This window comes from Bacillus sp. CBEL-1 (assembly GCF_004348885.1).
GTDB classification, from domain to species: Bacteria; Bacillota; Bacilli; order Bacillales; family Bacillaceae_H; genus Priestia; species Priestia aryabhattai_A.
The window spans coordinates 341,418-353,488 of record NZ_SBIM01000013.1 but is presented as its reverse complement, the minus strand read 5'-3'; the positions used below and the strand labels follow the sequence as shown (position 1 = coordinate 353,488).

Below are 12,071 nucleotides of genomic sequence, written 5' to 3'. Positions count from 1 at the left end.
CGGCTTTTATGTGGCTGAGTTTAAGTAGATGATATAGCTTGCTATAAAGTAACAGGCAATAATTAAAATTGATGGAATAACATAAAACCATGAAGATGTGATGTTCTTTCTGGACATTGAAAACAGGCTAATGGAGATGAGTATCATTGACGCAACAATTGTATATAAGTGACTGCTGCTGGCTGCGCTTAACAGTGCGCCTTTGCGATAAAAGACGTCTGTTCCTGCTAAAATTAATAAGTTGAATAAGTTACTTCCGACGATTCCACCAATCGCTAACTTGTAATTTTTTAAGCGAATAGCGATAGCAACAGAAACGGCTTCAGGAAGTGACGTGCTGGCTGCAACTAAAAAAGAACCAACAAAGGAAGCGCCTAAACCTGTAATAACAGCGATACGATCACCTGAAATCGTTAAAATACTTCCAAAGACCATAATAAACACTGCTGCTACGGAAAAGCCAACAACGGCTCTTTTTAAAGTTGGCCCTCTATCTTGAAGATTTTCTTCCTGTTTCTCTCCTTCACTATGCTCTGCTGCATAGGTAGAAATGATTTTCACGCCTATAAAGTAGACGATAATTAAAATAACAGTATCAATTCCAACTCCAAAAATATGGTAAGGAATGTTAAAGAATAAAGAAGCTGCAACTAAAAAAGAGAGAAAAATGGTCAACAAAGAAGTATATCGATTTTCTTTGCTAGCATAGGTCATAATTTCGTGCTTTCGAAAAAACAAATCTAACGTAGCTAAAATCATCACGTTAAATAAATTACTTCCAAGAACATTTCCTACAGCTAAATCAGGGTTTGAAATAATAATGGACGTAACGCTTGTTGTAATCTCTGGTAATGATGTGGCTCCACCCAGTAAAAGAGCAATCAGTACGCCGCTTAAAGCAGATTTTCGCTCGATAGTATCTGCATAAATAGATAATCGAATGGCTAGAAACACCGTAATAGCAGCTGAAATACCAAATGCTAAAAATACCAATAAAAGCAATCCTTTCTATATTAAATCTTAAGAGTCGTTAACATCATATCAAGTATAGTAAAATCAAGCACGCAACAGCTCTCTTTAGTGTGTGCTGAAAAGTGAAATTGAATAAGTAATAGAAGTGAAAAAAACTGTTTAGTTGAAGGTGCGCTGGGGAAATTAATTTCGAAGGGGAAAATTTCGTGATTTTAACACTTGACTATATACCTATAGGGGTATATAGTGTGGGTATAGATTAATGAAAAGGCGGTGTGTTTAATGGGCTATTTAGCGGTAAGTGCTCTGATACTTATTTTAGGAGCTGTCGTGTATAGGCGTTATTATCCCGTTAAAGGTGTTCAATGCGTTAAGAACTGTAAAGGGATACAAGATAAACTACTATGTGTGGATATTCGTAATTATAATGAAAGAACCGAAGGTGAAAATCTAAACGTAATGAACATTCCTTATGCGTATTTAAAACGTTTCTATTCTGACATACCAGACCAACACATCCACATCATTGCACAAGATAAAGTAGAACTACACTTAGGAATTCGCTTTTTACGCCAAAAAGGATATACCGTTACAAGCTATTATCTAGCTACTTGCCCTTGTAAAAGAGAAGTAGAGCTAGTTGGCTGTGGAGCATAAGCTTAGCATACATTTTCATATACCTAATGGGGTAAGGTGAATGGAAATTAATGATAAAGCACTGAACGTAAAGGAGAATGGATATGTTACTTAAATATTTCTATGATGAAAAATTAGCACAGGCTTCTTATCTGGTAGGGTGTCAAGCTGCAAAAGAAGCTATTGTTGTAGATCCTGCTCGAAATATTCAACCATATATTGAAGAAGCAGAAAAAAATGGAATGAAAATCATTGGTGCTTTAGAAACCCATATTCATGCTGACTTTGTGTCTGGAGGTCGTGAGTTAGCTGAAAGAGTAGGGGCTACGTTATACGTATCAGATGAAGGAGACGCAGACTGGAAGTATCAAAACATTGATCATTTATCTCATAAATTGCTAAAAGGTGGGGACGAGTTTAAGGTTGGGAATCTAACATTTGGTGTAGTGCATACGCCTGGACACACGCCGGAAAGCATTTCGTTTACGTTAACAGACGGCGGGGCCAAAGCAGATGAACCAATGGGTGTTTTCACAGGAGACTTTGTGTTTGTGGGAGATGTCGGGCGCCCGGACTTATTAGAAAAAGCAGCGGGTGCACAGGGAACAGCACAGTCAGGCGGATATCAATTGTTTGAATCTCTTCAAAAGTTTAAAGAGCTTCCTGATTTTATGCAGGTTTGGCCTGGACACGGAGCAGGAAGCGCTTGCGGAAAAGCTCTGGGTGCCGTGCCTTCTTCAACTGTGGGGTATGAGAAACGCTTTAACTGGGCGCTACAGCATGAGGAAAAAGAAGCGTTTGTAAAAGCTTTGTTAGATGGTCAGCCAGAGCCACCTAAATATTTTGCAGTGATGAAAAAAGTGAACAAAGTAGGGGCAAACAGCTTATCAAAGCTTCCAAAGGTTAAGAAGCTAGCAAATGTAGCCGAAGTAGAAAAACAAATTCAAGCAGGGTACCAAGTAATTGATACAAGAAGCGCAGCGGAATTTGCTGAAAGTCACGTAGAAGGAACGATTAATATTCCATTTAACAATTCATTTGCAAATTGGGCCGGCTGGATTGTGAATTATGACCATCCATTATATGTGCTAACAGCAGATGAACAGATTGGTGAACTTGAAAAAGTGTTACATTCTGTTGGGATTGATCAGCTGGTTGGCTACTATGATGCAAAAAAAGCAGTAGTAGAAGCTTCTACTACGCAGTCTTATGAAAACATTACTCCTAAACAAGCAAAAAACATGCTTAATCAAAACAAAGCACAAGTACTGGATGTTCGAAGCTTAGAAGAGTGGAAAACAGGTCATATCGAAGGCGCCACTCACATTATGCTTGGAACCTTGCTAGATAGAATCGATGAGGTGCCAGCTCAGCGTCCGCTAATTGTTCAGTGTGGTTCGGGTGTTCGTTCTGCGATTGCGATTAGCCTTCTTCAATCCAAAGGCATAACGGACGTTTACAATTTAACAGGTGGATATAGTCAGTGGAAACAGGAGATTCAAGAATAAGCTAAACAAACCGCTATGCGTTATAGAGATTGATACGCATAGCGGTTTTTTAGTATGTACTAAAATTTAATGTTTCAAACTATTCACTTTTAATCTACAATAAAGTAGATAGATTTTTTTGACTATATAATAAAAATGTGGAAGTTTCATACATACTACAAGATAAAGACGGAACAAATAGGAGATAATAAATATGCAAGTGATGCAAGACTTTATTATGACATATGGCTATCTGGCCATTTTTCTCATGCTAACTTTGGGGATTGTTGGGCTACCTATTCCTGATGAAGTTATGATGACGGCGGTAGGCTATTTCACCAATACAGATCTTATTAACTACGGAGCTGCTATTATCATCAGTTTTTTTGGTTCACTTCTAGGGATGATGATCAGCTATACCATTGGAAGAAAAGCTGGGAGGCCATTTATTGATAAGTACGGCAAGTGGGTCGGTTTGAAAGAAAAGCGAATGATCCAAGTTGAAAAGTGGATGAAAAAGTATGGGCCCTATTCAATCATTTTAGGCTATTTTATCCCAGGGGTTAGGCACTTGATGTGCTATTTTTCTGGCATTGGTAAAATGAAGCTTAAAACGTATATTGCTTTTGCGGCCATAGGTGCCTTTTTGTGGTGTTTTGTATTTATTACGTTTGGAAAGATGGTAGGGGTTATTCAGTAGGTATAATGCAAAAAGCACATTTATACCACATTTACCCTTGTCTAAAAGGCTACATAAATGATAAAAGAAGATTGCAAAAACTCCCTTGGGCATCAAAGGGGGTTTGTTTTTAGTTATTTGAAGGGGTATGTTAACAAGGCCTGTATATTCTTTACATAAGATCATAAAGAAAAACCTACATAAGTGTGCATGAAATGTCGGATAAGTCTGTTTCAACCCTGCTATTCTGATAACAAGGGAGGTCATAAGAATGGATTTGCTTAAGAATATGAATGAAGCTTTAGACTATATTGAAGAGAACTTAACCAATGATATCAATTTTAAAGAAGTGGCAAAGTTAGCTCTGTGTTCTGAGTATCATTTTAAAAGGATGTTTTCTTTTCTTGCAGGCATTACTTTATCAGAATATATTCGAAGAAGGCGTCTTACTCTGGCAGCATTCGAACTTAAAAATAATAATATGAAGGTTATTGATATTGCGATTAAATACAGATATAACTCACCAGATTCCTTTACTAGAGCTTTTCAGAATCTACATGGTCTAACTCCTTCAGAAGCTAAAAAGAATGGTTATTCACTCAAAGCTTATCCGAAAATGACCTTTCAGCTATCTATAAAAGGAGGAAACGAAATGAACTATCGCATTGAAGAAAAAGAAGCATTTCGTATAGTCGGGATTAAAGAAAGAGTACCTATCGTTTTTCATGGAGTTAACCCAAAGATTGCAGCTATGTGGGAAAGCTTAACCCATGAAACGATAAATCAATTAAAAAAACTTTCTAATGTTAAACCACTGGGGATGCTTAGTGCATCTGTGAATTTTTCAGAAGGACGAATGGAGGAAAAAGGTGAGCTTGACCACTATATCGGTGTAGCAACAACTAAGGGTTGTCCCGATAATTTAATGCAACTGGAAGTACCCGCTTTAACATGGGCTGTATTTGAAGCAATTGGGCCGTTTCCTGATACTTTACAAGATGTCTGGGGGCGAATCTACTCTGAATGGTTTCCATCCTCAAGTTATGAGCAGGTAGACGGACCAGAAATTTTATGGAATGAACATAAAGATGTAACCTCACCAACTTTTAAAAGTGAAATATGGATACCCGTATTAAAACGGCAGTGATAACTTTATAACCAATGCTTTTGATAAAGAAAAAGGAGATCGCAAATGTGGTCTCCTTTTTTATTTTGTCATGTAATCTATAAAATGGATAATACAAGCAAAAAAGAATAGTTACGAAAAAATCATTGATAAATCGTAACTATTACGATAAAATTTAAAACGGAATTATTACGAATTTACTAAAAAGGAGCAGTGAAACGTGATTAAAAGACTAGTAGATAAAAGTAAAAACATAGGCGTACTTACATACATCAAGCATAACGTTCCTAAAGTAGGGATTTTAATCGTTTGCGCTATGCTCTTAAGCGCTTGTATGGGAGGCGGAGATTCAACAACCTCTAAAAACGAAGGCAAGCACATTAACTTCTTGTATAACTTCTCTACAAATTCACTAGATCCACATGTTGATTCTAGCTACGTACCGCTACGAGCGGGTATTACAGAAACACTTATTCGACTTGATGAAGAGAATTTAAGCATTGAGCCTTGGCTAGCTGAGAGCTGGGGTGGAGAAGATGGTCAAAACTGGACAATTAAGCTGCGTGAAGATGTAAAGTTTCAAAATGGCAAACAGATGGATGCTGAAGCTGTGAAAAAATCGTTAGAACGAGCGTTAAAAGAAAATGTTGCTATCCAGAATGCACTGAAAATTGATACAATTAAAGCTGATGGCTTTACGCTTACGATTAAAACGACAGAGCCGTTTCCAGAGTTTATTTCGGAGCTTGTTAATCCAAACGTTTCCATTATCGATGTATCTGAAGAAGATGTTGTAAATAAACCAGTTGGCACAGGTCCGTTTAAGCTTGCTTCGTTTACACCAGGAAGCAAACTAGAGCTTGAGCGTTTTGACGATTATTGGGACGGTGCTTCAAAGCTTGACTCCGTAACATTTGCGTTTAATGAAGATGCCAATGCGCGTACCTTAGCATTAAAATCTGGACAAACAGACATTGTCTATCGTCCAGAGGTAGAAAGTTTAGATTCACTTAAAGAAGATTCAAAAATGAAAGTTGAATCAACGGCAACGTTCCGCGTGCATCAGCTAACCATGAATATGCAAAGAGAAGAAATGAAAGATATCAATGTACGAAAAGCGCTGGATGCATTAATTGATCGCCAAAAGATTGTAGATAAAATTCTATTAGGTCATGCTGAAGCAGCAAGAGGCCCATTTTTACCTTCATTACCTTTTGCCCCAACGTATGATAAGCGCCAAACGGGGTCAGATGTAGCTGTTCAATATTTGAAACAAGCTGGTTATACGTTAAAGAACGGAAAGATGCAAAAAGACGGAAAGCAGCTGAGCTTGACGTTATTAACCTATCCAGCTAGAGCAGACCTACCGCTAATTGCACAAGTGCTTCAATCAGATGCAAAGCAAATCGGAATTGATATTAAGATAAAACAAATTGAAACACCGGAAGAGTATATGGCGTCACATCGCGATTGGGATATCGCAACGTATAGTAACTTAACGGCACCGCGCGGAGATGCTGGTTACTATTTAAACGCAACGTATCATCCAAAAGGAGCACTAAACTTTAGCCAAGCAGCTGAGCCAGAGTTGACGGCTATTATTGACGAATTAAATCGTACAGTCAATCAAGAGAAACGCGCTGAGTTAGCAGAAAAAGCAGCGGACTATGTAGATGATAACGTCATTAACTCGTTTGTGTTACATCCATCGACAATCGTTGCTTACAACAAGGATAAAGTGAAAAACTGGTTTACGGCTAAAAGTGAATACTACATGATTACCAATAAGTTGGATGTGAAAGAATGATTAAGATTCTTTTCCGAAAGTTTTCGGAAGTTCTATTTTTTATATTGTTTATAACATTTGTAAGTTTTATCTTTATTCGGTTAGCACCGGGAGATCCCGTGCTAACCATTTTGAACGTTGATGAGCTCTCAGTCAGTCAAGAGCAAGTAGAAGCACTTCGTGAAGAGATGGGTTTTAATGAGCCCGTTCTTGTGCAGTATGGGTTATGGTTAGCGAAATTTGTTCAGCTGGATTTCGGGCAGTCGTTCGTAACGGGACAAGACGTGATGAGTACAATTATGGCTGCTCTGCCGGCTACCTTAGAGCTAGCAAGTGGCGCCATTCTTGTCATGCTTGCCGTTGCGATTCCGTTAGGTTCGCTATCAGCACTTTACCGAGACAGCTGGATAGATAAAGTAAGCCGAACGCTTTCAATTGTTGGAGCAGCAATTCCAAGCTTCTGGTTAGGGCTTATTTTTATTGATTTATTTGGCGTTCGTCTAAGCTGGTTTCCTACGATGGGAAGAGACGGGTTATTGTCGCTCGTTTTACCTTCCATTACGTTAGGCTTAGCAATTTCAAGCGTTTATGTTCGCTTGCTTCGTTCAAGTTTATTGGACTCTTACAGCGAAGAATTTATTCGCGCAGCACGAGCTCGTGGGTTATCAGAAGCACGAATCTTTTTTATGCACGCTTTTCGCCACAGTATCCCTCCGGTCATTACGGTGTTTGGTGTTAGCCTGGGCAGTTTAATAGGTGGGGTTGTAGTTATAGAGGTGTTGTTTGCATACCCTGGAATCGGCAAGCTCATTGTTGATGCAATTCGCCAGCGTGACTATCCGCTTATTCAAGGATATATACTTGTTATGGGAATGATTGTGTTTATCGTGAATACATGCGTAGACCTGTCATACCGTTATTTAAATCCTGAAATGAAATATAGAGAAAAGGAGAGTAAGTGATGAAAGAGTCTTTATCATATTTGCCACTTATGAAACAACAGCGTAAAGTCATCATGCCGCTCGCCTTTATTTTTTTTATTGTTATCGCAGCATCTATCTATGCATTTTGCTATTTAAAGTATGATCCAAGTCTTACGAACTTAGAGAAGAGACTGGAAGGAATGAGCATGGCACATCCTTTGGGAACCGATCATTTAGGGCGAGATATCTTAACTCGCTTGTTGCTCGGTGCTAAGCAAACAATTGGGTTTAGCGCGCTTGCATTAGGAGTAGCTTTGCTCGTAGGAATTCCAATTGGCCTTATTTCAGGCTATAAGCGCGGGTTGATAGATCGATTGTTTATGAGAATTGCAGACAGCTTTTTAGCGTTTCCTGATACGGTAGTAGCCATTGTACTAAGTGGTCTATTGGGCCCTGGAATCGGAAATCTCGTTTTTGCAATTGTGATGGTGAAATGGGTGAACTACGCGCGACTTGTTCGAAGTACCGTGTTAGCCGAGTCACGAAAAGAATATGTATTAATAGCTCGTACAAACGGATTATCTCCTTTGCGCATTATGAAAAAACACTTAGCCCCACACATCATTGGGCATGTGCTTGTCATGGCAAGCTTGGACTTAGGGAAGATTGTTCTTTTAATTTCGTCTTTATCTTACATTGGATTAGGTGCGCAACCGCCTGTACCAGAGTGGGGAGCAATGCTCAATGACTCGCGCCCATATTTTCAATCTAATCCTGAGCTGATGATTTATCCCGGATTAGCAATTGTAGGCGTAGTGCTTGTTACTAATATTATCGGTGATTATCTGCGTGATCAATTTGATGTAAAAAAGGAAGTGCAAAAATGATTTTGTCGATTGAAAAGCTGTCAGTAAGAAGTAAGGAAAAAAAAATTCTTGATAACGTATCACTACAGCTTGAAAAAGGTGATTGGTATGCCCTTGTAGGACAGAGTGGTAGCGGAAAAAGCATTTTATCACAAACCATTGGTCAAATGCTGTCGCCTAACTTAAAAGCTGAAGGCAAAGTCAATTTTAACGGAGAAAATACTCTTTCTTTTGGACGAAACGATATGAAAAAAATTCGAGGTCGGAAAATTGCATATATTTTTCAGGATTATCAAGGTTCATTTACACCGTTTCGAACCATTGGACAGCATTTTCAAGAGTATCAAAAAGTACATGGCGTGAATGATAGAAAAGCTCGGAAAAGCAATGCGATTCAAGCTCTAGAATCAGTAGGATTAGATGAGGAGTTTTACAAACGCTATCCGTTCCAGCTAAGCGGTGGTCAGCTTCAGCGCACGTCAATCGCGTTATCTCTTTTACTATCACCTGAACTCGTTATTGCCGATGAAATCACAACAGCCCTTGATAGCGTATCAGCTCATCGAATTTTACAATTATTAAAAGAAAAACAGCAAGAAACGGGCTGTACAATTTTATTTATTACGCATGACTGGCGCCATGTTAGAAAATATGTAGACCGCTTAGCCATTATGAAGGAAGGTAAAATTGTGGAATCTGGTGATAAAACCAAGGTGCTCACAAGTCCTCAGCATGAATACACAAAGCAGCTAATCGCAGCGGCACCTGTATTAAAAGCAAGGGAGCTAGCTGTTCAAGAAGGAGTGTTGTAAGGTGAGCTTTTTATCTGTTCAAAACCTTAATAAAGTATATGCTGGTCAGCAGGTTTTAAAGAACGTTTCGTTCGAATTGAAAAAGGGAGAGTGCTTGGGGCTTGTAGGCGAGAGCGGATGTGGGAAAAGTACGCTTTCACGCTGTTTAATGAGAATAGAAGAAGTAAATAGCGGAAAAATTTTATTTAGAAACCAAGAAATTCAAAGGTTAAGCAACCGCAAGCTAATGCCAATTCGGAAAGGTTTTCAAATTGTATTCCAAAACCCAACAGCGGCATTGAACCCCAAATTAAAAATAAAGGATTCACTGCTAGATCCGTATTTACAGTATGAAAAGCAGTTAAATCTGCGTTATTTTTCATTTTCATCAACAGAACAGTTTGTGTCTGAACTGCTCAACATTGTTGGATTACCGGCTAGCTTTGCTGATAGATATCCTCACGAACTAAGCGGAGGGCAAAAGCAGCGTGTAACTATTGCTCGTGCGATTAGTATTGAGCCTGAGCTTGTGATACTTGACGAACCCACTGCAAGTCTCGATGTCATTTCGCAGCGCAGCATCTTACATTTATTAGAAGATCTTCGCGATCATCTTGATTTATCCTACTTATTTATTTCACACGACCTTACAGCGGTAAAAGAGCTGAGTCAACGCATCATGGTAATGAAGCATGGTGAGGTTGTCGATATGTTTCCGACTGAAGAGCTGTTTCATTTGCAGCGAAACGCCTATACAAAAGAGCTTGTCTCCATTTTTTAAGCATTGTATCTTTTAAATACAATGCTTTTATTTAAAAGATAATATTATTATGTTAACTAAGACTAATAGATGAAAAGGAGACATTTTGTTGAAGGTACTTTTATTTGAACAACAACAAGCAGCTCCAGTTACGCAATATGAATCTGAGCTGTCAAGTTATTTAAAGGTAGCTGCATTAGAAAATACTTCTATAGGGATAATGTACGTTGAACCAGATGGAGTTATAGGCCATCACGAAGCACCAAGTAAACAGCTGTTTCTGGTGATTGAAGGGGAAGGCTGGGTAACAGGTGATGATGAAGTAAGGAAACCAATCAAAAAAGGACAAGCAGCCTTTTGGGAAACAGGCGAATGGCACACGTCAGGAAGTGATGGAGGAATGACGGTGCTTATCATTCAATCAAATAGTATACATATAAACCCACTTCTTTAGCAAAGAAGTGGGTTTTATCTTGTAACAAGTAGCAAGGCTTTTTTATGAATAGGAGTTGGTAATGAGGAGAATCTAAGAATAGAAAAACCTTTGTATACATTAAAAAGGATGATGACTTTGAAAACATCAGAAAATAAATTACTAGTGGACAGCAAGCAGTTTCAACAGCAATTGGCTGAAGATTTAGGTGCGAATTCGGACTTAATTACTCGTGTTTTTACAATAGATGAAAAGTCAGAGTTAGTTATTGCCTATATTGAAAGTATTTGTGACATCCATGTTATTCAATCTGCAATTGTTAAGCCTATTAACGAACTATTTGAACATTCTTCAGTGGAAAATTTAAAACAACATCATGAACTGGTGCAACACTTAAGAAATTATTCTTTATCTGCGGCGAGAATACAAACAATAGACTCCTGGACAGGCGTTCTCGATGCTTTAGTATCAGGAAATACGGTTATATTTGTACCGAAAAGTCCGGAAGTAATTGTGGTTGGAACAAAGTCTATTGAATCAAGAAGCGTAACGGAACCAACGACTCAAGTGCTTGTTCGAGGTCCTAAAGATGGGTTTACTGAAATGCTTCAAACAAATATTGCGCTTATTCGTTCACGCATCCAGTCCTCCAAACTAAAGGTTGAGCTATCAAAATTAGGCACAACAACTCAAACTGATATAGCCGTTATGTATATTGATGGCGTAGCAGATCAATCAATTCTAGAGAGTGTAAAAAAAAAGCTAGCCGATATTAAAATAGATGGTGTGTTAGAGTCAAGATACTTAGAAAGCTTCTTAGAAGGAGAGGAGTATTCCCCATTTCCTTTAACGTGCACTACAGAGCGACCAGATGTAATTGTAGGAAACCTTCTTGAAGGGCGAATTGTTGTTTTAATCAACGGTACCCCTTTTGCCATCATATTACCAACATTATTTATGGATTTTTTTAAAACGGCTGAAGACTATTATGAAAAAGCCGATATCAGTTCAATGGTAAGGTTAATTCGAATCTTTGCTTTTGTGTTATCTCTTGTTACACCTGGTTTATATGTGGCTCTTGTTACCCATCATATTGGCATGATACCAACAGGTTTAGCTATTAGTATCGCTGCCCAGCGAGAAGGAGTACCGTTTCCGACAATTGTAGAAATCTTTTTGTTAGATATTACGTTTGAAATATTACGTGAAGCAGGCATACGAATTCCTCGGGCATCAGGGCAAGCTGCATCGATCGTTGGAGCGTTAATTATTGGACAAGGAGTCGTAGAAGCTGGGTTTGTATCCGCTATATCTACTATCATTGTAGCTTTGACAGCCATAAGTAGTTTTGCAGTTCCTCAATATGACATCGGTGGCTCAGCTCGAATGTTACGATTTGTCATGCTGGTGATGGGAGCTTTCATAGGGCTATATGGTATTATTCTCACTTTATTTGTTATTGTTTTTCATCTTGCAAAGCTCTCTTCCTTTGGTGTACCTTACTTTTCACCTATTTCTCCATTCAATGCAGCTGCTCAGCAAGATAACTTTATTCGTTTACCTTGGAAGATGATGAAAAGAAAGAGAAACGTCGTTAGGGATAAAAAGTAAG

General features: G+C 38.5%; 12 protein-coding genes. 11 read left to right on the top strand and 1 reads right to left on the bottom strand.

The features are described from left to right. Window positions 1-6: 6 nt before the first annotated feature. Window positions 7-993, bottom strand: a complete 987-nt coding sequence (locus EPL02_RS11895; protein WP_131887823.1) for a sodium:calcium antiporter — start codon at window positions 991-993, stop codon at window positions 7-9. A gap of 261 nt (window positions 994-1,254) precedes the next feature. Between EPL02_RS11895 and EPL02_RS11890 the strand changes: the two genes are divergently transcribed. From EPL02_RS11890 to EPL02_RS11840, 11 genes are all read left to right on the top strand, one after another. After that, the gene (locus EPL02_RS11890) at window positions 1,255-1,629 is read left to right on the top strand and encodes a sulfurtransferase (protein ID WP_131887822.1); all 375 of its coding nucleotides are present in this window, start codon (window positions 1,255-1,257) and stop codon (window positions 1,627-1,629) included. 83 nt (window positions 1,630-1,712) lie between these two features. Further along, window positions 1,713-3,116, top strand: coding sequence for an MBL fold metallo-hydrolase (locus tag EPL02_RS11885; RefSeq protein WP_131887821.1), 1,404 nt, complete (start codon window positions 1,713-1,715; stop codon window positions 3,114-3,116). Window positions 3,117-3,309: 193 nt separating this feature from the next. Continuing rightward, entirely contained in the window at window positions 3,310-3,795 is a 486-nt protein-coding gene (locus EPL02_RS11880; RefSeq protein ID WP_131887820.1) for a DedA family protein, read from the top strand. A 250-nt stretch (window positions 3,796-4,045) separates the two neighbouring features. Continuing rightward, window positions 4,046-4,921: an AraC family transcriptional regulator gene (locus tag EPL02_RS11875; RefSeq protein ID WP_131887819.1), complete on the top strand. Its 876-nt coding sequence runs from the start codon at window positions 4,046-4,048 to the stop codon at window positions 4,919-4,921. Between the two features lie 295 nt (window positions 4,922-5,216). After that, window positions 5,217-6,707: a nickel ABC transporter substrate-binding protein gene (gene nikA / locus EPL02_RS11870; RefSeq protein ID WP_131888464.1), complete on the top strand. Its 1,491-nt coding sequence runs from the start codon at window positions 5,217-5,219 to the stop codon at window positions 6,705-6,707. Beyond that, window positions 6,704-7,648, top strand: coding sequence for a nickel ABC transporter permease (gene nikB / locus EPL02_RS11865; RefSeq protein ID WP_094910298.1), 945 nt, complete (start codon window positions 6,704-6,706; stop codon window positions 7,646-7,648). Before nikA ends, nikB begins: the two co-directional genes overlap by 4 nt. Window positions 7,649-7,701: 53 nt before the next feature. Continuing rightward, entirely contained in the window at window positions 7,702-8,496 is a 795-nt protein-coding gene (nikC, locus tag EPL02_RS11860) for a nickel transporter permease (protein ID WP_483295837.1), read from the top strand. Next, window positions 8,493-9,287, top strand: a complete 795-nt coding sequence (locus tag EPL02_RS11855) for an ABC transporter ATP-binding protein (RefSeq protein WP_094910296.1) — start codon at window positions 8,493-8,495, stop codon at window positions 9,285-9,287. Before nikC ends, EPL02_RS11855 begins: the two co-directional genes overlap by 4 nt. 1 nt (window position 9,288) lies before the next feature. Further along, window positions 9,289-10,047: an ABC transporter ATP-binding protein gene (locus tag EPL02_RS11850; protein WP_131887817.1), complete on the top strand. Its 759-nt coding sequence runs from the start codon at window positions 9,289-9,291 to the stop codon at window positions 10,045-10,047. Between the two features lie 88 nt (window positions 10,048-10,135). Next, window positions 10,136-10,480, top strand: a complete 345-nt coding sequence (locus tag EPL02_RS11845) for a cupin domain-containing protein (RefSeq protein ID WP_094910294.1) — start codon at window positions 10,136-10,138, stop codon at window positions 10,478-10,480. A gap of 117 nt (window positions 10,481-10,597) precedes the next feature. Further along, a complete protein-coding gene (locus EPL02_RS11840) occupies window positions 10,598-12,070 on the top strand; it encodes a spore germination protein (RefSeq protein WP_165932561.1) in 1,473 nt (490 codons plus the stop codon). The last annotated feature ends 1 nt before the right edge of the window (window position 12,071 follow it).